Below are 21933 nucleotides of genomic sequence, written 5' to 3'. Positions count from 1 at the left end.
TCAGATTCATGCGTCACTTTCTGACTACCATTCTTTGCTGCCTGGCGATTCCCGCGTTTTGTGCGCATGCTGAGGAGCGTCATTTTGAATTTATTTATGAGGTGCTCAATAGTGATTTTCCGCAAGGGGAAGCGGTTGAGGTATACGTGCCCATTCCTTCAAATTCGATTGGTCAAAAAATCCTGACGCAGTCGTTGCAAAGTACCTGGCAAGGGGGCATCGGCGAGGAAGCGATACATGGCAATCGTTACTATCATTTGCGGCGCGACGCGGGAGACAGCACCCCGCTGGAGGCTAGATTATCGTGGACACTGGCACGCCAAGCCGTGGAGGCCTATGGCGCAGGGGAGCTGGCTGAATCGCAGCGCCTGAGAGCACTGGAGGCCGATTTGCTGGTGCCGGTTAATCACGAAATCCTGCAGCCGATTCTTAAGGAAATTTACGCTAATCGTTCGAACGAATCGAGTGCAGCCACGGCACGAGCGATCTACGATTGGGTTGTGGACAATGTTGACTATAAAAAAACCGGCAGTGGGTGGGGCAATGGAGATGCGTTCTGGGCGTGTAACGAGCGCTATGGGAATTGCACGGATTTTCACGCTCTGTTTATATCACTGGCGCGCAGCGAGGGTATTCCTGCCCAGTTTGAGATCGGCTTTCCGGTGCCTGCCGACCGCCCCGAGGGGCAAATCGGCGGCTACCATTGTTGGGTACATTTTTACTTGCCTGAGACAGGATGGTTGCCTATAGACGCGTCTGAAGCAGCGAAACACCCGGAAATGCGAGAGGCACTGTATGGCGGTAATCCTGCTGATCGCATCCATTTCAGTTCGGGCAGGGATCTCGTCCTGTCAGAAGCGAGTCGGAAGCAGCCACTTAATTACTTTATTTACCCCTATGCTGAAGTGGCAGGGGAGCCATGGCCGGGAAAGATCAAAACACGGTTTTCTTACCGCGATCTGCCAGGGCTGTAACATCCGCTTTTGCCAGCGATTACCCTACAGGAACACCGCTAAGCCAGGGGTGAATGTAGACCACAACCGCGATGGTGATCGCTGCAATTAGCAGGCTAACCCCTTCGCTGGCCCAGGTTGGCGTCTCATTTTTGATCCAACCGCCTTCACGTCGGTTGATAGCGCACATCTCACAGAGCGCCCAGGATGCGAGGCCGCCAAACAGGACTACGGCGCGGCTGTCTCCATTCAGTAACAGGTGGCTTGCGCCCCACAGAGCAACGCCGGCGAGTTGAGGGTGGCGTACAATCAGCCGTAAGCGCGACGCCCGCTGACTGACGGCCATCAGCCAGAAGGCCAGCGCGAGTACGAATAGCGCGGGCTGGTGAAGGGCGGCAGGGGGTATATACAGGTGTGTAGGCACCGTGCTGCGCCACCCGAAAATCATCAATGCGAAGGAGCTCAGCAGTACTAAAGAGAAGATGCCCTTATAGCCATCCTCGCCGATCTTTTCTATAGCCGTAGATTTGAACCCCTGGGTGAGGGAAGGGACAAAATGTACGCAAGCGAATAGCAGAACGCCTAGCACCAGCATTGCCATTGTTCGTTTCCTTGTGAACTATCACTGCATCATTAGACCACAACGACTGGCAGTGGCAAGCTCGACCGGTTGAGGTCGCTCGCAGAGAGTAACCTGGCAGTTGCCCAAAACAACCCTCTCGGGGCATATTTCCTGCTAGTCGTTGCTGTCTCGCTTCGATAGAATCGGGCGATGCGACAGCAAACAATTGATCAGCTACCTATCAGTGCCGCCCTCGATGAACTAAAAGAGTGTCTGAGAGTGGCAGACGAGGCCGTGCTGCAGGCGCCTCCCGGTGCCGGCAAAACGACACTTATCCCTATTGGTCTGTTGAACCAGCCATGGCTCGGTGCCCGCAAGATTCTTGTACTGGAGCCGAGGCGCATCGCAGCGCGCGCAGCGGCCCATTGGATGTCCATGCTGCTCGCCGAGGAAGTGGGTCAGACAGTGGGCTATCGCATTCGCATGGAGAGCCGGGTCAGTGAGAGCACCCGGATTGAAGTGATCACGGAGGGTATTCTTACCCAGCGCCTGCAGCGTGACCCGGGCCTTGAAGACGTGGGGCTGGTGATTTTTGATGAATTTCATGAGCGCAATCTCGATTCCGATCTGTGCTTGGCACTCTGTCTGCATGGGCGCGGTATGCTGCGTGAAGGCCCGCCCTTGAAGTTGTTGGTAATGTCTGCGACGCTTGATGGTAGCGGAGTGTCCTCGCTGCTAGGCGGTGCGCCGCTCATCACCGCAGAAGGGCGTCAGTTTCCTGTCAAGGAGTGTTACCTCGGCGCACGTTCATTGCGTGACCCTGTCGTCACGTACCTGGTAAAAGCAATACAGCGCGCGCTGCAGGAGCAGACCGGCAGTCTACTGGTGTTTCTGCCCGGTCAGCGCGAAATTAATGAGGTGGGCAGAGCATTGAGCGGGCTGCTTGCGCCATATGACGCAACCATTCAGCTGCGGCCACTGTACGGCGGTCTGCCGCTGGAGCAGCAGCAGCGCGCAATTTCGCCTGCACCCGCTGGCGAACGTAAAATTGTACTGGCTACCAATGTTGCAGAAACGAGCCTGACAATTGAAGGTGTCAATGTGGTGGTTGATTCAGGCCTCGCGCGAGAGCCTGTATTTGATCCTGTAAGCGGCATTACCCGCTTGACCACCCGGCGGGTATCCCGAGCCTCGGCCGAACAGCGCCTTGGTCGTGCCGGGCGGCTGGCGCCGGGTGTGTGTTATCGTCTCTGGAGCGAGGAGCAGCATGAACGCCTCGAGGCGCGCGCTACGCCAGAGATCTTGCAATCAGATCTCGCTCCTATGGCCCTCCAGTTACTGTCCTGGGGAGTACAGGATCCGAAAGAGTTGCGCTGGTCGCAGTCGCCACCGGAAGCGCCCTACAGACAGGCTCTCGGCACGTTGGAGCAATGCGGTGCGGCCTTCAAAAATAATGAGGGACGGTTTCAGCTGACGCCGCACGGTGTGCGTCTGGCCCAGATGCCACTGCATCCTCGGCTTGCCCACATGTTGCTAGTGGGTTGCGATATCCAAAGCCTCGAAACGGCGTGCCTGTTGGCGGCTGTTTTGTCCGAGCGTAATCCCCTCTCATCGCACGGCGTGGATATTGTGCCTGCGCTGGATATTCTCATGGGTGAGTCGCGCTGCCCGTCAGCGTTTCAGGGCTGGTTCAAAAGGATCTGGAAGCAGGCGCGACGTTACGGGCGTCTTGCGCGTGATGTACACCAATCGCGTAAGTTCGGCGTTTCCGTTGAAGGGGAAGATACACTCGGTGTGCTGATCGCCAGTGCATACCCCGATCGCATTGCTCGACTCCAGTCACCCGGCGGAGTGAAGTACCAGCTGGCCAATGGCAGACGAGCTGTACTGACTGACGGTGATAGCCTAGCGGGCAACGAATGGATTGCGGTGTCCGATTTGGGGGGTAAGGTCGGGCAGCCTATCGACAAAATCTACAGTGCCGTACGCCTCAATCCCGCCTGCTTTTCGGAGATACTGTCCCCCGTGGTACAACAGCAGGAGTGTGTCGAATGGGATGATCGTGCCGGGCGATTTGTGGCAGAGCGTCGCGGTATGGTAGGCAGTATTTCCTTGTTCCGGGAGCGGATGCAGGATATTCCCCGTGCTGCGCGAGCGCAGTCGCTCCTTGGAGTAGTGCGTAAAAAAGGTCTCGGGATACTTCCATGGAGTCCGAACCTGCAGCAATGGCGTGCCAGGATAATGCTGTTGCATCGCAATGCTGGGCCTGATGAAGAAAATCCGTGGCCGGATATGTCTGATGCCGCCCTGCTGGCGACATTGGACACCTGGCTACTACCGTACCTTGATTCAGTCAGTCGTCTGGAAGATTTTCAGAAGCTTGATATGAAGCATATCCTGCGTGCCCTACTGGCATGGCCGTTGCCTCTTGAGCTGGAGCGTCTGGCACCTGAACGCTGGGTTGCGCCATCTGGTAGCAGCATTAGGATCGACTACTGTGAGGAGCCACCGGTGCTTGCGGTCAAGTTGCAGGAAATGTTCGGCTGTGAAGAGACGCCGTCAGTAGCAGAGGGGCGGGTGCTGCTGTTGATCCATTTGCTCTCTCCGGCTCAGCGCCCCCTTCAGGTAACTCAGGACCTTGCCGGTTTCTGGCGTACGGGTTATGACGAGGTCAGACGGGAAATGCGCGGACGCTATCCGAAGCACCCCTGGCCGAACGATCCACTTACTGCAGAACCTACCCGTTCAACAGGAAAGCGCGTCAGCTAACCGCGAGTTCACTGCGGCACCCTGCCACCTGCACCGCGTGCGGCCTACTGCTGCTGCGGGGTTGGGTCGTCGTCTACAGTGCGAAAACGATTCATGAAAGCGCCCAAGTCCTCGAGTACGAGATAAAAGCAGGGCACCAGAAAAAGGGTGATAACCGTGCCCAGCAGTACGCCAAAAGCCAGGGATACAGCCATGGGCGTGAAAATCTGTGTCGAGATGGTCTTGTCCGACATAATGGGTATGAGGCCAACAAAGGTAGTAATGCTAGTCAAAACGATGGGGCGAAAGCGTACACTCCCGGCATGGCTTACCGCCCACATAACGCTTTCACCGGTAGCGCGATGCTTGTTGATACAATCGACGAGCACCAAGCTAGCATTGACCACGACGCCTGACAGCGCAACGATTCCCAGCAGGGAGAAAAAGACCAGAGGCATGCCAAGCAGCAAGTGGCCCAGGATCGCTCCCACCGCACCAAAAGGGATGACGCTCATAATGACCAATGGTTGCAGATAAGATTTCAGCGGAATGGCGAGCAGGGCGTAAATGATAAGCAGGGCCAGCATCGCCGTACTCACCAGGGCACCCATCGACTCGCTGCGTTCCTCGGCTTCCCCGGCTAGCGCAAAACTAACACCAGGGTAGCGAGACAAAATATCGTCTAGTGCCTGACCTGTGATGGCCCCGATGACCGTTTCCGGCGTGGTTATGGTGCGATTGACATCGGCTGTTACCGTGACGACCCGACGGCCGTCCATGCGTCGTATAGTTGTGTAACCTCGGGCGAGTGATGCCGTCGCCACGCTGCTAATCGGCACCTCTATGCCCTCTGAGGTGCGGATACGCATGGACTCGAGGTCTCCCAATGAGCGCCTTTCATCCTCGGGAAAACGCACCATTACACGGATATCATCTTTGCCGCGTTGCAATCGTTGTGCCTCGTAGCCATAAAATGCCTGGCGGATTTGCTGCCCGAGATCATTCTGCGTTAAACCCAGATTACGCGCCTCTGGTAGCAGGGTCAGTTGCACTTCCTGCTTGCCGCCGCGGAAGGAATCGCTCACGTCCATGACACCGTTGTATCCCTGTAGAGCTATGCGCAGCTCGGCAGCGGCGTCGCGCAGCTCGTTAAAATCTTTTCCGTAGAGTTCAAATGAAATTGCCTTCCCCATGCCAAAGGCCTCCGAGGTGAAGCCCAGCTCCACTGCATCGGGTATTCCGCCGGTTAGGGCGCGCCATCGATTAGCGTATTGTTTAGTGGATACGCCGCTGTAGTCCCGGGGGAGATTCAGTTCAATACCGATCTCCGCGAGATTGCTCTGGGATTGCCCGCGACTATTAATACTGCCCTTTGGGATGAATGAACCAATGCTACTAAAAATATGCGAAATATTGCTGGGCTCCCCATCGGGGAGGTTGATATCGAGCTCCTGCCGTAATCGTTCTGCCGCTTCCTCGATCTGCTCTACCGCTTCTGCAGTTTTTTCTACTGGCGTCCCTTCCGGCATGGTCAGCGTGGCGTAAAGATGGGTACCTTCAACGGCTGGAAAAAACTGAAACTGCATGCGGCCGCTGACAAAGAGTGATGCGGTGATAAGCAGCACAACCAGCCCGGCACTGAGCGTCAGATAGCGCCATTGCAAGGCCGTATTAATCGCCCGCAGGTAATAATGGCTTGCTACGCGCTCCATGGCGGCAGAGAGATGTTCCTGCAACGTCTGCCATTTACGCACCAAGGGATTGGATAATCCACGCTTTTTTCGACCGCGGTGGGCCAGGTGTGAGGGCAGGATGAGCTGTGATTCCACCAAGCTGAAAACCAGTGCCAGCATTACGGTATACCCCAGAGGTCGATAAAATCCTCCGATGGGACCGGGTATGCTGAGTATAGGCAGAAAGGTTGCCATGGTTGTGAGCACGCCAAAGAAGACCGGGAGGGAAACCTCAAGGGTGCCGACGCTAGCTGCTTCCAGCCTCGGTTTTCCCATCTGCTCATGGGCATAGACACGCTCCCCTACCACGATAGCGTCATCAACCAGGATGCCCAGTACAAGAATGAAAGCCATCACCGTCATGGTGCTGATCGATGTGCCGGTTAGCGGAAACAGGGCAACAGCCCCAAGCAGCGCGATGGGAATGCCCGCAGCCACCCACATCGCGAGGCGAAAACGAAGAAACAGCGTAAGAACCAGCAGGACGAGTAGCAATCCGCTGACGGCGTTGCGCGAGAGGGTGTCCAGGCGATCTACCAGGTCTTGAGACTCATCCTGCCATATCGTCAGTTCGATACCCTCCGGAGCCTCCTCTTGTGCTCGCACCAGGTAGGCTTTAACCCGCTTGGCGATAAGCATAATGTCTTCCTCGCCAACACGGGAAACCTTAACAGAGACCGCGGGGTCACCGTCGAATCGTGCCTGTAGATCACTGTCTTCAAAACCGTCGATAACAGTCGCAATTTCGCCCAAAGTGACGCTGGTGCCGTCCATACGGGTGAGGACGACGATGTCGTCAAACTCGCGCCCGCTATATGCCTGGCCGCGCGTGCGCAACAATATTTCTCCCGCCTCTGTTCTTATCGAGCCGCCCGGCACATCGAGTGAACTCTCCGCTATTGCCTGACCGATAGCAGCCAGTGTGAGGCCGTGACGGCGCAGTGTCTGTTCTGAGACCTCGACTGATATCTCGTAAGGCCGGGAGAACTGCAGGACAGCCTGCGATACGCCGGGAAGTGCAGCAATATCGTCCCGTATCTTCTCGCCAACCAGTTTGAGTGTGCGCTCATCGGCAGGGCCCGAAATAGCGATCTGAAATACCGTTGCCAGAATACTGATTTCCCGAGTGACGGGACGCTCGGTTTCAGCAGGAAAGGAGTCGATTGCATCGACCTTGCTTTTGATATCGTTAGAGGCCTTTGTCTTATCAACCCCTGCGACAAGTTCAACGGTCACAGAGCAGTATCCCTCAGAGGCTTCCGAGACGACCTTGTCGATGCCCTCCGTGCCCTCTATAGCCTCTTCTATCCGCACGCAAACGGCGGATTCTACTTCGGCGGGTGCGGCGCCGAGGTAGGGAACCTGAATGTTCACAGCATCAACGTCGAGAGTGGGAAACTCCTCCTGATGTGTTTGAGGCAGCGCAAGTAGGCCACCGGCAATCAGTATTAGCATTAACAGATTGGCGGCTACTGCGTTATTGACAAACCAGGGTATGAGCTTCTGCATGACCGCCTTATTCGAGTACCGTGCTTACACGCATGCCATCAACAACAGTTTGCAGGGGAGACACGCACACCAGTTCACCATCTTCGAGTCCCTCTTGCACCAGTATGTCGTCGTGCTCCAAACGCAGGAGAGAGATTTGGCGGAAGCGCAGGCGATTGTCCGAATCCACAACCATTATTTGGTTATCGTCGCGCATTGCAGAGCGCGGCAGACGAATGACCCCTTCGACATTACGGCCCTGTATGGCTGCCTGTACGAACAGGCCTACCGGGACTATGGGGCTCTCCTCATCTTCATCCAGCTGCAGTCGCGCGACGCCGTAGACCATGCGGGAGCGTTCATCAAACTCTGCTTCCAGCCGCACCAGCTGCCCGTCCCAAACAAGACGCGTATCGCCAAAGTCGGCCGCGATAGTGACAGGGGGCCTAAGCTCTGCGGGGATCAGTCCCCGGGTTGAGATAGGCAACCCGAGGAATCCCAGCTGGTCTGCGGAGATAGGAAGTCGCACCTCTACATAATCGGTGGCGTACATAGTACCGATGCTCTGCCCGCGCGTGACGAACTGCCCCAGGTCAACCTGTTCGCTGCGCACCAGGCCATCAAAGGGGGATTTGAGCTCTGTGCGAGAGAGGTCGCGGTGGGCCTGCTCCAGTGCGGCCGTGGCATCTCGCAGATTTGCCTTGTTGACTCGAGCTGCCCGCCTTGCGGTGTCCAATTGCTGTTGACTGGCTAGTTGGCGCCCGTGCAGACTGATGAGTCGCTCCAGTTCATCGTTGGCCAGGGTGTACTCTACGTCCGCGCGTTGCAGGCTGGCTTCACTGCGCTCCAGCAACGTCAGGTAATCGGCATCGTCAATGCGTAACAGTACGTCCCCATCTTTGAAGGATCCGCCATTGACCAGAGAGGGTGATATCCATGTCACTCGGCCCGAGACCTCAGGGATCAGCTCACTCTGGCTGCGGGGTTGTACCGTGCCCTGCGAGTTTATTCCCAGGTATTCGGTGGACTCTTGCGCGGTAACCACCCGCACAGTTGGAACAATGGGTTCGTAAGGTTGCGGTACGACTTCAGGGCTACTGATCGAGATCAGGTAAGCAGCGAGGAAACCGCACACTAACAGGACGATTGGGTAGAGCAGCTTTTTGTGCATCACCATCATAAATAGCCTTGCCGTTCCCGCGAATATTTAGCTCAATGTGCCTGGGCTACAGGAAGCGCGCTCAGCTGCCCGAGAGTGTTTTGATGAGTTCGAGTGTCGTCGCCAGTGCGTTCTCGTCAGGCGAGCCCAGAGAAAAGTACCGCACGATGCCGGCTTTATCCATAATGATCAGGCCGGTTCCAGCCTCGCCCAATGCCCAGGTATCAACACCCTCTCCATCTGCGTCCAGAACCATGGTTGCGCTGGGATGTTGCTGTTTGTTTTTCTTCAGTTCTGAAACAACGAATCCTGTAGTGCCCCATACTGCAGCGTCCAGGTTGAGAACCGTGGACACGTGCACAGAACCTGGCTCCAGCTTGGCCTCCAACATATCGGTAAACGGCTTGAAAACATCGCGATCACCAAGTGTCGCGCCGAAATACTGAATGACGTGCACCGTATTCCGTGGCGTATCGGAGTCCCAGGGGATGAATTCAAAGTCATCGCCCTCCATCGTCAGCTCACCTCGCTCCGTTATCTCTAGAGAGGGTAAGGGAGCGCCCGGAGTGGGCGCGGAGGCAACGCTGCTTGTGGTGGTAATGGCCAGCAGCAAGGCTGCGATTACGCGTAATGGTGTCATGGGTGATGCTCCTTTTATTTTAGAATATTGGGAAGATTGAGTGTTCAGCCTCGTCGCTTGCTGCGGGGGGGCGTGCGCCCGGATTGGTTCGGTACCCTGGGGAGGCCGAGATGTTGCGTTGTGAACGTGTTGGCGCTGTTGCTCACAGTCTGATGTCTCTTTGCCGGCTGCCGAGTGGGTATCAATTGGTGTTGCCCGTTGCCGATCAGGTCTGCGCGACCCAGTTTCTTCAGTGCTCGTCGCAAAACAGGCCAGTTATCGGGGTCGTGATACCTAAGAAAAGCCTTGTGCAGCTTGCGCTGCGACAGACCCTTGATCGATGCAATGCTGGATGAAGAACGTCGCACTCTCTGTAGCGGGTTTAATCCGCTGTGATACATCGCCGTTGCGGTGGCCATCGGTGAGGGATAGTAGGTTTGCACCTGGTCCGCTCGGTATTTGTTTTTTTTCAGCCACAGCGCGAGATGCATCATGTCGAGGTCACTGGTGCCAGGGTGCGCAGCAATGAAGTAGGGGATAAGGAACTGTTTTTTCCCCGCAGCCTTGGAGTACTTTTCGAACATCGACCTGAAGCGCTCGTAGGTGCCAATCCCCGGCTTCATCATGAGCGAAAGAGGGCCATCCTCCGTATGCTCTGGTGCGATTTTGAGGTATCCCCCCACGTGGTGTGTGACCAGTTCTTCTACGTATTCAGGCGTCTCTACCGCAAGGTCGTAGCGCACCCCGGAGGCTATCAGCACTTTCTTCACGCCCGGTACTTTACGAGCCTTACGGTAAAGGTTGACCAGGGGCGTCTGATCAGTATTCAAATTTTTGCATATAGAAGGAAATACGCAGCTGAGCTTGCGACATTGCGCTTCTATCTCTTTGCTCTTGCAGGCCACGCGCCACATGTTGGCGGTCGGACCGCCCAGATCAGAAATGACGCCCGTAAAAGCCGGTGACGTGTCACGAATCTGCTCGATTTCACGAAGAATTGAATCCTCGGAACGATTCTGGATGATGCGCCCCTCGTGTTCAGTGATGGAGCAGAAAGTGCAGCCGCCAAAGCAGCCACGCATGATATTGATTGAATGGCGAATCATCTCATAGGCACTGATCTTCTCATCGCCGTAGCGGGTGTGCGGAAGTCGTGTGTAGGGCAGTTCGAACACCTGATCCAGCTCCCCGGTTTCGAGTGGGATGGGGGGCGCATTAAGCCAGACCTCACGATCGCCATGGGCCTGCACCAGTGGTCGGGCATTATATGGATTGGTCTCTTTGTGCAGGATGCGCGAGGCGTGAGCGTAAAGGGCGGGGTCTTCACGCACCTGATCGAAGGAGGGAATGCGAATAACGCAGAGTCCGGTAGCATTGTCACTGCGTTCCAGGAGAGTAACCGGTTGAGCGGCTACCTCGGGGCTCTTCTCCTGTTCGCACTGCTCGACAGGGATCTCTGCGTAGGGGTTCAAGGGTGCCTGAACGGGTCCGATAACGTCGATACTGGTTGAGTCAATAATCTGCCAGTGTTCAGGAACACGCTTGCGTACGAAGGCTGTGCCGCGCAGATCGCGAATTTGATGTATTGTCTCACCGCCTGCCATGCGGTGTGCGATATCGACAATCGCGCGCTCTGCGTTGCCATAGAGTAACAAGTCAGCGCGGCTGTCCAGCAATATAGAGCGACGTATCTTGTCGCTCCAGTAGTCATAATGCGCGATTCGCCGAAGGCTCGCTTCAATACTGCCTATCACCAGCGGCACACCACGAAATGCTTCTCTCAGCCGCTGGCTATAGACAATAACGGCTCGGTCCGGCCGTTTGTCTCCTGTATTGCCTGGGGTGTAGGCATCGTCATTACGCCGCTTTTTGTCGGCGGTGTAGCGGTTGATCATGGAGTCCATGTTGCCGGCTGCAACGCCGAAAAAAAGATTGGGTTGTCCCAGAGCTTCGAAGTCCCGGGTGTTGCTCCAGTCAGGCTGGGCAATAATCCCTACACGGAACCCCTGTGCCTCTAACAGCCTACCAATAACCGCCATTCCAAAGCTGGGGTGATCAACGTAAGCATCGCCCGTTACGACAATGATGTCGCAGCTGTCCCACCCCAGTGCGTCCATTTCAGCACGAGACATAGGCAGCTCGGGAGCAGGACCAAGGCACTCCGCCCAGAATTTGCGATAGGAAAAGAGGGGTGTTGCCATGGGGTCGCGCCTAGGAGTCGGTGCCGTATTATAGCAATACACCGGCGGTGGTGACAGGCACGACGCGGCAGGCTGTGCCGCCCATTTATCGGCAGTAATGTGCTAATACGGCGCGGAGTTGCGGTTTACTGCCCCAGAGCGTCTGGTCGGGGGGATTATTCTGGCTCGTGGCCCGGTTTCGGTAGCGCGGTACCACAGGTGCGGCAATAGTGCGCGTCACGATCTGTTTCTACATTGGCGCAATTACTGCAATTGCGTGATTGGCGTGTCTCTCGATCTTCACGCGCTTGCTGGGAGACGGTCAGTTCGGCCGTGACGATGCCTGTTGGCACAGCGATAACAGCGTATCCGACCAGCATGCCGACGGATGCGATAGCGCGCCCCATGGAGGTCTGAGGAACAACGTCCCCATAGCCTACGGTTGTGATTGTCACAATGGCCCAGTAAATACTACGAGGGATGTTCTCAAATCCGTTATTGCCGCCCTCTGCCACGTAAACCAAACAGCCAAAGAGGGTAGTCAGGATCATCATCATGGCAAAAAAAACAAAGATTTTTCTTGCCGAACGCTGCAGGGCAGCCGCGAGGTGATTGGCTTCTCGCAACAGGGAAAGCAGTCGCAGCACCCGAAATATGCGCAGGATGCGCAATAGGCGAATGATGAGTAGGGGGGAAGTTTGTGGGATAAGCAACGCAACATAGGTCGGCAGCACGGCGAGCAGATCGATGATGCCGTAGGTGCTCTTGGCGTAAGCCCTGCGATTGGGCGCACACCAAATCCGGATAGAGTACTCGAGGGTAAAGAGGATCGTAAACAGCCATTCAAGTTGCAGAAATAGCGAACCGTATTGCGCAGAGAGCGAAATTACGGAATCCAGCATGATAATCACTACGCTGGCAAGAATTACAATGATTAGTGCGATATCGAACGCTTGCCCGGCCGTGGTCTCGGTGCCGAATATAACGTCGTAGAACTTTTTCTGCAGTGGCGTTTGTTGCCGTTTTGACATCAGAATCGGTAACCGCACCGTGGCCACGAAGAGGCCTCACACTATATTAGACGCAGTCTCATTTGTACAATCGCGCGGCACAAATCTCCAACAATTGAATGTTGGCCGATGCCCATTGCGCCGGGGCAGTCACCACGCTACTCGCACGGTGGTGTCCTCGCCGGCACCGGTTAGACCCCGGTAGCAGTTGCAGGTAAGCGCGGTCACTATTGAATTTGGGCGACGACGTTGACCATCGCACTTGTCAGAGTGGCGACATCATCGCTATCCATTATGTAAGCGGGCATCGTGTACACGAGCTTACCAAAGGGCCTGACCCAAACACCCTGCTCGACGAACAGCGGTTGCACCTTCGCCATGTTGACAGGGCTGGTAAGCTCAATGACACCGATACCACCCAGTACCCTGACGTCTGCGACATTGCGCAGCTCGCGGGCAGGCTCCAGCCCATCGGCAAGATTTTTTTCGATCTCCTTTAATCGACGTTGCCACGGCTGCGACAGTAGCAGTTTAATGCTCGCAATGGCGGCGGCGCAGGCGAGAGGATTTGCCATGAAAGTGGGGCCGTGCATGAACGCCCCCACCTCGCTGCGGTCTATTCCCCTGCAGATTCTGTCGTTGCAGAGCGTTGCAGCTAGGGTCATGTAGCCGCCGGTCAGAGCTTTGCCGAGGCACACTATATCCGGCGTAACCCCGGCATGTTCCATCGCAAACAGTTTTCCCGTGCGACCAAAGCCTGTAGCGATTTCGTCGAAGATAAGGAGCACGTCGTGTCTCGCGCACAGCGCCTGTAAGTGCACAAGGTACTCCGGTGCGTAGAAATACATGCCTCCAGCGCCCTGAACCACAGGCTCGACAATCACCGCTGCGATGTCATCTGCGTGAACCGTTAACAAGTCATCCATGCCCCGAAGGTGCTGCACCTCGTATTTTTCTCCGAATCTGCATGCCGGTTGCGGGGCAAAGAGCTGTTGCGTCAGCGTGTCGCCGAAAAGATGATGCATGCCGGTCACCGGGTCGCACAGGGACATCGCGCCGCAGGTGTCACCGTGGTAAGCGTTGCGCAGCGCCACCAACTTGCGTTTTCGTGGTTTGCCGATGCCATGCCAAAACTGGATTGCCATCTTGATGGCCACTTCCACTGCAACAGAGCCCGAATCGCTGAAGAAAACCCGGGTCAGCTCAGCTGGTGTGATGTCTACCAGCAGACGGGCCAGCGCTACCGCGGGAGGGTGGGTCAATCCGCCAAACATAACGTGGGACATTTCGTTTAGCTGGGTTGTCACGGCATCGTTGAGTGCTGGGTGGTTATAGCCGTGGATGGCGCACCACCAGGACGACATCCCGTCGATCAGTTGTCGCTCATCGGCAAGCTGCAGCCTGACACCGTCCGCACGTGTTACAGGAAAAATTTCCGCCGCGGCAGTGGAGGGAGAGTATGGGTGCCAAATGGTTTCCCTGTCGCCCGTTTGCAGTTGTTCCCACGTGTTAGTCATGGTGTTTGCAGGGCTCGCTTGATCGTGGACATCATGTTTTCGACAAGAAGTGGTTGTGCCTCAGCAGTAGGGTGAATGCCGTCATCCTGCATTAGCGTGGGCTGCGTGGCGACGCCATCCATGATGAAAGGCGACAGCGTAGCACCTGTTTCTTGGGCAATAGAGGGATACAGATTGCGGAATCCCGTGGTATAGCGACGGCCGTAATTGGGTGGTATTTCCATCGGGACCAGAACGGTTCGGGCGCCCGCGTCTTCGGATAGCCGCACCAGGCGTGCGATATTCTTTTTCAGTTTGTCCAGTGGGTAACCACGCAAGCCATCGTTGCCGCCGATCTCAATAACGACTACCTCTGGCGCGTGCGATTTGAGCAGTTTCGGTAGGCGTTTAAGTGCGCCACCGCTGGTTTCGCCACTGATGCTGGCATTAATAATCTCAGCAGCCACAGCATCGTCTGCCAAACGCTGTGACATTTGTGTTACCCAGCCCTGTTCCAGAGACATACCATAGGCCGCGCTGATACTATCCCCCAGCACAAGAACTCTGGGAGGGCTGGTCTGCGCCAGGACGGTCACCGCCAAGGTGAGTAATCCAGGCAGCAGCGCGAGGCGTAATGATACAAAAGGAAATGTTGGCATGATCAAATGCGAGAATCTCCAGAAGCGAGTCCCCATGGCAGGGGAGGAGTTGGAGATATTGAAAGGGATTAGTCTGGAAATCAAGTCGGGCGAGACCGTTGCGGTCGTGGGCGCGTCGGGGTCAGGCAAATCAACATTGCTCGGTCTGTTGGCCGGGCTGGACTGCGCTACCGCCGGCAGTGTCGTTATAAATGATGTTGATCTTGGATCGCTGGACGAAGACGGCCGAGCGAGCTTCAGGGCGCGTTATGTCGGCTTTGTATTTCAGTCCTTCCAGCTTCTCCCTGCCCTCACTGCGCTCGAAAACGTCATGTTACCGCTGGAGCTGCAAGGCAGTAGCGATGCAGGGCCGCTCGCGCGGCATTACCTTGAGCGAGTCGAGTTGGATGACAGGATGGAGCATTATCCACTGCAGCTGTCCGGAGGCGAGCAGCAGCGTGTGGCGGTGGCTCGGGCTTTTGCATCAAAACCCGCCATTCTGTTCGCCGACGAACCCACCGGTAATCTCGACACCGAGACGGGGCAGCGTATCATCGAGGTACTGTTTGAGCTCAACCGGGAAGAAGGCACCACCCTGGTGCTGGTAACCCACGATCTGGTGCTTGCCGAGCGTTGTCAGAGGCGGTTGCGCCTCGACAGCGGTAGGCTGGTGACGGAGTAGCGGGGCGTGTCTGTCACGGCGAGAAGGATGCTGGCGCGCGATTGGCGCGGGGGAGAACTGGGTATCCTGCTCGCAGCGCTGGTACTGTCCGTCGGCGTGGTGTCTGGAATCAGCGCGTTCACTACCCGCCTGCAGTCAGCGCTGGAGCAGGAGAGTCATCGTTTTCTCGCTGCCGACATGGTGGTTCGCAGTAGCAGAGGCCTCCCCGCCGAGTGGTTGCAGCGTGCCGCCGCGCAGGGGCTCAGCCACGCCGAAACCCTGCAGTTTCCCTCGATGGTTTACGCCGGGGAAGACAAGATGTACCTCGCGTCTGTCAAGGCGGTCAGCGATAGATACCCACTGCGGGGTGAATTAACTGCCAGTGATGTGCCTTTTGGCGAGGTGCAGCCCGCTGCGCGAGGTCCGTTGCCCGGTGAAGTGTGGCTAGATTCCCGCCTGTTCCCTCTGCTTGGCGTGGCGATCGGGGAGACGGTTGGCATCGGGGAGCAGGACTTTGTCATTGCCGCTGCGGCGAGGACCGAACCAGATCAGGGCGCCTCTTTTTATGGCTTTGGCCCTCGCGTCATCATGCACTACAGTGATATTGAAGCGACCGCCGTGGTACAGCCCGGCAGTCGTGTGGAGTACCGTCAACTGTATGCAGGTGGGCAGGATGCCGTGGATACATTCGATCGTTGGTTGGAACCGCTGCTGACGGACGGACAGTCGATCGTCAAGGTGGGTGAGGGGCAACCGGGTATCGACAGCGCGCTTGAGCGCGCAGAGGGCTTCCTGTTGCTTTCGGGTAGTTTGGCCGTGGTGTTGGCCGGTGTTGCTGTGGCGTTGGCAGCGAGGCGATTCAGTGAACGGCATCACGACTACGTGGCCATACTCAAGAGCCTTGGTGCGAGTTCGCAGCGAGTCAATCGTCTCTACGGAGTGAGCCTGATCATTCTGGGCGGTGTCGCGACCGGGTTGGGCTGCGTGCTCGGGTGGAGTTTGCAAACGGTGTTTTTCACCCTTTTTGGTGACCAGCTTCCCCTTGAACCGGGCGCCGCGGGAGTGCGACCCTATGCGATAGGGGCCACCACGGCCATGACCTGTCTTCTCTGCTTCGCGTGGCCTCCGTTGCGTCGTTTGGGCGATACCAGTCCGCTCAGGGTTCTGCGGCGTGATATGCCCCTTGAGAGCCGGCGCGCCATGACGGACTACCTGCTGGGACTGGGCGCAATCAGCCTGTTGATGTGGTGGTACAGCCAGGATCTGGCGCTGACGATGGCAGTGCTGGCCGGCTTGCTCCTCACGGCGGGTCTCGGTTTTTGCCTCGCGCTCCTGTTGCTTCGCGGCGGCCGGCTGGTTGGCATGAGTGCGGGAAGTATCTGGCGACTCGCTCTTTCTGGCCTGCAGCGCCGCGGAGCCGCGAATGCACTGCAGGTGGTGATCTTCGCCATGGCGATCATGTTGCTGTTGATGCTGCTTCTGGTAAGAACGTCGCTCATCGATGAATGGCAAACCCAGTTGCCTGAGGACGTACCGAATCACTTTATGGTCAACGTTGTCGCCGACGAAGTACAGGCGATTGAGGCGACGCTGCGGCAACAAAAAATCAAGACCCAACCGTTTTTTCCAATGATCCGCGGGCGGATTATGTCCGTGAACGGTGCGGATTTGCCGACTACGCAGGACGTAAAAGAAAATCGCCGACAGCGAGAGGTCAATTTCACCTGGTCGGAGCAGCTTCCCCCGGACAACCTGCTGGTTGCGGGTCAATGGTGGGAGCCGGGCACGCGTGAAGCCCTGGTGTCCCTGGAGGACGAGTTTGCCGAGCGTATGGACATTTCGGTTGGGGATGAAGTGGCTTTTCTCGTGGGTGCAGAGGCGTTTGTTGCCAGGGTGAGCAGCGTGCGCCAGCTGGATTGGCAGTCCATGCAACCCAACTTTTATCTGGTCTTTCCGCCCGCGCTGTTAACAGAGTTCCCGGCGACGTTTATGACAAGTTTTCATTTGGGGCGATCGGAAAAACGTTTCCTCAATGAGTTTATCCGCGAGTTCCCGACAGTCACCGTCGTCGAAATGGATGCGGTTATCGAACAGATTCGTACTATTATCAATCAGGTAACTGCCGCAATTAATCTGGTACTGGCGGTCATTCTGGGTGCAGGTGCCCTGGTGCTGGTTGCCGGGGTGCAGGCCTCAGTGGATGCAAGGATGCAGGAGAGCGCTATCCTCCGCGCGCTCGGGGCATCTCGTCAACTGATCCTGGGAGGACTGCTCATCGAATTTGTAACGATGGGCCTGTTTGCAGGCCTGCTGGCGGTGGTTGGGGCTGAGCTGTCTGTCTACATTTTGCAAACGCACGCGATGGACATGGTGTACACACCCGCCCCCTGGATCTGGCCTATCGGCTTGGCATTTGGCGCGCTTTTGATCGGTGGATTGGGTGTCTATTGCTGTCGGCGCGTCGTCTCGGTGTCGCCGCTCGTGGTGTTACGGGATATCTGAGATTCAGTTTTTGTGGGGGTTTAGCAGAGATCACACGGGGCAGGCTGGGCCGCATTGCGTGCAGCGCTGCCAGTGGTCTTCAGTGCGTACTGATACCCTCGATGAATATCCCTACACTCAGGTCCACCTGCCTTTTCAGGTCAATATAGCGTTCGAATAACCCCGGTGTGTCAATCAGCAGCGTGGCCAGGCCATGGATGCCAGACCAGCCTGCATTCGCGAGATAGGCGGCATTTTCGCCCTGTTGAAAGGCCCCTGCGTCGATACCCTGCTGCAGTATGTCCTGTACCAGACGCAGTGTGTCGCGACTGGCGGCCCGCAGTTCGGGATACTTCTCGGCAGGTTGAGTGGCGGGGCCAAAGATGAGTTTGAACAGCTGTGGATTGGCGGCAGCGTAGTTCACGTAGGCGTGCGCAAATGCAATGAGTTGTTCGCCAGGCAGGCCATTGCAGGTTTCACTCGATCGTTGCAGGGCCGTCAAAAGGTCACGGTAGCCGCGGGCAGCCATAGCGGCCAGCAACTCACCCTTGTCTGAGAAGTGTCGATAGGGCGCAGTCTGCGATACCCCCAGGTCGCGCGCGAGCGCGCGTAGGCTCAGCTCTTCAACTTCAGCATTGCGTAACTGGTTGATTGCAGCTTCAAGGAGTTCAGCCCTGAGGTTGCCATGGTGATAGTTTTTTTGCGTCGAGGTGTCAGTCATAAAACAAGGTTATCGCAAAAAAAAAGGGACAGAGCAATACTCTATCCCTTTTTTCAGAGCGAACGCGGTTGTCACGGGCTACGGTAATAAATGCTTTACGCCATCCCTCTCTTCAGCGAGCTCACGCTCTGTTGCTGACATTTTGCCACGACTGAAATCGCCTATTTCGACGTCCTGAACGATACTCCAATCACCGTCAGAGCAGCGGCAGGGAAAGGAATAGATCAGCCCTTCCTCGATACCGTAAGAGCCGTCTGAATGCACGCCCATGGACACCCAGTCGTCTCCGTCGGTACCCAGCGCCCAGGACCGCATGTGGTCTATCGCGGCATTGGCGGCAGAGGCAGCCGATGAGGCGCCCCGGGCCTTTATGATTGCAGCTCCGCGCTGTTGCACGGTGGGAATGAACGTCTCCTCGTACCACGCTTGGTCGACTAGCCCAATGGCCGGCTGCCCATCTACGCGGGTATTGAACAGGTCGGGGTACTGGGTGGCTGAGTGATTGCCCCAGATTGTCATGCGGGTGATATCGTTAACTGTCCTGCCTGTTTTGAGCGCAATTTGGGTCTTGGCCCGATTGTGGTCGAGCCGTGTCATCGCGGTAAAGTTGCGCGGATTAATATCCGGCGCGTTGCGTTGCGTGATGAGGGCATTGGTGTTGGCCGGGTTGCCCACAACAAGGACTTTTATATTTCGGCTGGCACGTTCGTTAATCGCTTTGCCCTGCACAGAGAAAATCGCGGCATTGGCCTCCAGCAGATCCTTGCGCTCCATGCCTGGGCCGCGGGGTCGGGCGCCAACCAGCAGGGCGTAATCCGTATCCTTGAAGCCCGTGCCAGGATCGTCGGTACATACAATGTCTGCCAGCAGAGGGAATGCGCAGTCTTCCAACTCCATTTTCACACCTTCTAGTGCGTCCATGGCAGGAGTAATATCCAACAGCTGAAGGATGACAGGCTGGTCATTACCGAGCATTGCACCAGAGGCGATACGGAACAGAAGTGCATAGCCAATCTGGCCCGCGGCGCCGGTGACGGTAACACGAACAGGTTGTTTCATGGGAGGTGCGTCCTTGTCGATAGTGTGTGAGTATTTCGAAGGCGCACATTGTCGAGGCAAACCATTGAAATTACAAGATTGCGCTCTATCTCGCGAGTGGCGCATGCTCGCGCTGGGCCTGATTGGCGAACAATTTTCCAGATTGCCGTGCGTGGTGCCTCGCAGCACTGGACGCGACACCCGCCTGACTTGTAAAATGCTCGGCAAATCAAGCACTAACGGCCATCAACGTGCGCGACCTTTCCCGCCGGGATAAACTCGAATACAACAAGCTGCAAAAACGCCTGAGGCGCCACGCAGGTAATGCCATCGTCGATTACAGCATGATCGAGCAGGGTGACAAGGTGATGGTGTGTGTGTCAGGAGGTAAAGACTCCTACGCCATGCTGGATATCCTCATCAGCTTGCAGCGCAGCGCCCCTGTGGATTTTGAGCTAGTTGCCGTCAATCTCGATCAGAAGCAGCCAGGATTTCCAGAAGAGGTGTTACCCGCGTACCTGTCGCGCTTGAATATCCCGTTCTACGTGCTGGAAAAGGATACCTACAGCATTGTCAAAGAGGTCGTGCCGGAGGGTAAGACCACTTGCGGGCTTTGTTCCCGTCTGCGGCGGGGCAATTTGTATGGCTTCGCTGAGCAGATTGGTGCGACCCGCATCGCCTTGGGTCATCATCGGGATGACATTGTCGAAACCCTGTTTCTGAATATGTTTTTCGCCGGAAAGTTAAAGGCGATGCCGCCAAAATTGCTGAGTGATGATAAGAAGAATGTGGTTATTCGGCCGTTGGCCTACTGCCGCGAGTCCGACCTGTCGCGTCTGGCGCAGTATAAGGAATTCCCCATTATTCCCTGCAACTTGTGTGGATCCCAGGAGAATTTGCAGCGTAAGCAAGTGAAAAAAATGCTCGCGGGCTGGGAGCGAGAATATCCGGGGCGTACCGAAACGATTTTTCGCAGTCTGTGCAATGTGTCTCCCTCTCAGCTGGGTGACCGTCATTTGTTCGACTTCGATAACCTGCGTGTCGAGCGTGATGACAGGCTGCATATTCCCGTTGTTTCGGCGGTCACTGTCCCATGACAGACAGTGCCGTTGGAGAGTCACTGGTAGAGGTTACAGGTCTCGGTCTGGTGCGTGGCGGAAGAGTATTGTTTGAATCCCTCTCCTTCGCTATCCGGGCTGGAGAGTTATGGCAGCTTGAGGGTGGCAATGGAGCGGGTAAGACCAGTCTCTTGCGCATTCTTGCCGGCCTGTCTCGTTACGGCTTCGATGGGTTGGTCAGCCGGGCCGAAGCCCCCTTGTATGTCGGGCACCAGGCGGCGGTAAAAGGCTTGCTCAGTGCACGGGAAAACCTGTCTTGGCACGTCAGTGGTGGGTGTGCTTTTGCGAATCAGCAAATCGAACAGGCGCTGCAACGTGTGGGCCTCTGCGGCTTTGAAGATACGCCTAGCCATGCACTATCAGCGGGACAGCAACGGCGGGTGAACCTCGCTCGACTTTTTCTCAGCGATACACGGCTGTGGTTGCTGGACGAACCCTTTACTGCCATCGATGCAGTCGGGGTGAGTGAGTTGCAGGACAGGATTGGAACGCACGTAGCGCATGGCGGCGCGGTTGTTGTGACATCTCATCAGCCATTGCAGGTCGACCATGCTGTCCATCACCTGTCTCTCGATGGCGCGCGGATATCGTGAGTACACCGACAACATTGCAGTTTTGTTTGATGTTGTTGCGGCGACAGGTGTCTCTGGCGATTCGCCGCCCCATCGAAATAGGCAATCCTTTGGTATTTTTCGCTATCGTTGTGGCGATGTTTCCTCTCGGTATCGGTCCGGCCAGCGAACAGCTCGCCATAATTGCGCCGGGCGCTCTGTGGATTATTGCTCTACTGTCCAGTCTGCTCACCTCTGACAGCGTATTTCGCAGCGATTTCGACGATGGCAGCCTTGAGCAGTTGCTGTTGGCACCACAACCGCTTTATCTGTCAGTTCTTGCTTACCTGTGCGCACATTGGATGGTAACAGGGTTGCTGTTGGCACTCGTATCGCCAGTCTTCGCTTTGATGTTGAACTTGCCGGCGGCGGCTGTGGGTACATTGATGGCCAGTCTGGCGTTGGGTACTGCGGTGCTCAGCCTGGTGGGTGGTATTGGCGCAGCGTTAACTGTCGGGCTGAAACGCGGTGGAATGCTCATTTCACTGCTGATTCTTCCGCTTTACATCCCGGTGCTTATTTTCGGCACTGCGGCGGTGCAGGCCGCAGTGTCAGGGGCCCCTGCGGGACCATTTTTGGCCCTGCTGGGCGCTATGCTGTCGCTGGCTGTTGCGTTAGGCCCGCTGGCGACCGCTGCCGGTTTGCGCATTAGCATCGATGCCTGAATCCGCGCCCATTGGTTTCCCGCATTGGTGCGGCACACAAGGGACTGTATAA

The 21933-nt window shown here is 56.5% G+C and carries 17 protein-coding genes; 7 read left to right on the top strand and 10 right to left on the bottom strand.

All coding sequences use genetic code 11. From position 1 onward, the window contains the following. The first annotated feature begins 8 nt into the window (after positions 1–8). Entirely contained in the window at positions 9–974 is a 966-nt protein-coding gene (locus tag EYC82_RS04510) for a transglutaminase-like domain-containing protein (RefSeq protein WP_279248349.1), read from the top strand. A 19-nt stretch (positions 975–993) separates the two neighbouring features. On the opposite strand, the gene EYC82_RS04505 is transcribed toward EYC82_RS04510, so the two are convergent. Next, positions 994–1554: an NnrU family protein gene (locus EYC82_RS04505; RefSeq protein WP_279248348.1), complete on the bottom strand. Its 561-nt coding sequence runs from the start codon at positions 1552–1554 to the stop codon at positions 994–996. A gap of 171 nt (positions 1555–1725) precedes the next feature. Between EYC82_RS04505 and hrpB the strand changes: the two genes are divergently transcribed. Beyond that, complete coding sequence (gene hrpB / locus EYC82_RS04500; protein WP_279248347.1) at positions 1726–4284, top strand: ATP-dependent helicase HrpB; 2559 nt, start codon at positions 1726–1728, stop codon at positions 4282–4284. A gap of 44 nt (positions 4285–4328) precedes the next feature. Here the strand turns inward: hrpB and EYC82_RS04495 are convergent, their stop codons facing one another. From EYC82_RS04495 to EYC82_RS04465, 7 genes are all read right to left on the bottom strand, one after another. After that, positions 4329–7505: an efflux RND transporter permease subunit gene (locus EYC82_RS04495; RefSeq protein ID WP_279248346.1), complete on the bottom strand. Its 3177-nt coding sequence runs from the start codon at positions 7503–7505 to the stop codon at positions 4329–4331. A 7-nt stretch (positions 7506–7512) separates the two neighbouring features. Further along, positions 7513–8664, bottom strand: a complete 1152-nt coding sequence (locus tag EYC82_RS04490; protein WP_279248345.1) for an efflux RND transporter periplasmic adaptor subunit — start codon at positions 8662–8664, stop codon at positions 7513–7515. A 61-nt stretch (positions 8665–8725) separates the two neighbouring features. Further along, complete coding sequence (locus EYC82_RS04485) at positions 8726–9283, bottom strand: YtfJ family protein (RefSeq protein ID WP_279248344.1); 558 nt, start codon at positions 9281–9283, stop codon at positions 8726–8728. 44 nt (positions 9284–9327) lie between these two features. Further along, positions 9328–11463, bottom strand: a complete 2136-nt coding sequence (locus EYC82_RS04480) for a YgiQ family radical SAM protein (protein ID WP_279248343.1) — start codon at positions 11461–11463, stop codon at positions 9328–9330. Between the two features lie 155 nt (positions 11464–11618). Then, positions 11619–12473, bottom strand: a complete 855-nt coding sequence (locus tag EYC82_RS04475; RefSeq protein ID WP_279248342.1) for an ion transporter — start codon at positions 12471–12473, stop codon at positions 11619–11621. 206 nt (positions 12474–12679) lie between these two features. Beyond that, positions 12680–13969 (bottom strand): adenosylmethionine--8-amino-7-oxononanoate transaminase, encoded by a 1290-nt coding sequence (locus tag EYC82_RS04470; protein ID WP_279248341.1) that lies wholly within the window; start codon positions 13967–13969, stop codon positions 12680–12682. Then, positions 13966–14607 (bottom strand): arylesterase, encoded by a 642-nt coding sequence (locus tag EYC82_RS04465; RefSeq protein WP_279248340.1) that lies wholly within the window; start codon positions 14605–14607, stop codon positions 13966–13968. Before EYC82_RS04465 ends, EYC82_RS04470 begins: the two co-directional genes overlap by 4 nt. Here EYC82_RS04465 and EYC82_RS04460 point away from each other — a divergent pair. Together EYC82_RS04460 and EYC82_RS04455 are read left to right on the top strand one after the other, a co-directional pair. Beyond that, positions 14606–15268 (top strand): ABC transporter ATP-binding protein, encoded by a 663-nt coding sequence (locus tag EYC82_RS04460; RefSeq protein ID WP_279248339.1) that lies wholly within the window; start codon positions 14606–14608, stop codon positions 15266–15268. The two genes, EYC82_RS04465 and EYC82_RS04460, sit on opposite strands and share 2 nt — an antisense overlap. A gap of 27 nt (positions 15269–15295) precedes the next feature. Then, the gene (locus tag EYC82_RS04455; protein WP_279248338.1) at positions 15296–17749 is read left to right on the top strand and encodes an ABC transporter permease; all 2454 of its coding nucleotides are present in this window, start codon (positions 15296–15298) and stop codon (positions 17747–17749) included. Positions 17750–17828: 79 nt separating this feature from the next. Here the strand turns inward: EYC82_RS04455 and EYC82_RS04450 are convergent, their stop codons facing one another. Further along, positions 17829–18449 (bottom strand): TetR/AcrR family transcriptional regulator, encoded by a 621-nt coding sequence (locus EYC82_RS04450; RefSeq protein ID WP_279248337.1) that lies wholly within the window; start codon positions 18447–18449, stop codon positions 17829–17831. Positions 18450–18527: 78 nt separating this feature from the next. After that, positions 18528–19508 carry a malate dehydrogenase gene (locus tag EYC82_RS04445; protein ID WP_279248336.1) on the bottom strand — a complete coding sequence of 327 codons (981 nt, stop codon included), beginning with the start codon at positions 19506–19508 and terminating at the stop codon, positions 18528–18530. A gap of 230 nt (positions 19509–19738) precedes the next feature. Here EYC82_RS04445 and ttcA point away from each other — a divergent pair, with 230 nt between their 5' ends. Genes ttcA through ccmB form a run of 3 tightly spaced genes read left to right on the top strand, consistent with a single transcriptional unit; the run spans position 19739 to position 21881 of the window. Further along, positions 19739–20584: a tRNA 2-thiocytidine(32) synthetase TtcA gene (gene ttcA, locus EYC82_RS04440; RefSeq protein WP_279248335.1), complete on the top strand. Its 846-nt coding sequence runs from the start codon at positions 19739–19741 to the stop codon at positions 20582–20584. Continuing rightward, positions 20581–21198: a cytochrome c biogenesis heme-transporting ATPase CcmA gene (ccmA, locus tag EYC82_RS04435; protein ID WP_279248334.1), complete on the top strand. Its 618-nt coding sequence runs from the start codon at positions 20581–20583 to the stop codon at positions 21196–21198. Before ttcA ends, ccmA begins: the two co-directional genes overlap by 4 nt. Next, positions 21195–21881, top strand: a complete 687-nt coding sequence (ccmB, locus tag EYC82_RS04430; protein ID WP_479722992.1) for a heme exporter protein CcmB — start codon at positions 21195–21197, stop codon at positions 21879–21881. The genes ccmA and ccmB overlap by 4 nt, the downstream gene beginning before the upstream one ends. Positions 21882–21933 lie beyond the last annotated feature (52 nt).

Source organism: Candidatus Marimicrobium litorale, from assembly GCF_026262645.1.
Classification (GTDB): Bacteria; Pseudomonadota; Gammaproteobacteria; order Pseudomonadales; family Halieaceae; genus Marimicrobium; species Marimicrobium litorale.
The sequence above is the reverse complement of the archived record's forward strand: the minus strand, read 5'-3'. Positions and strand labels throughout refer to the sequence as shown.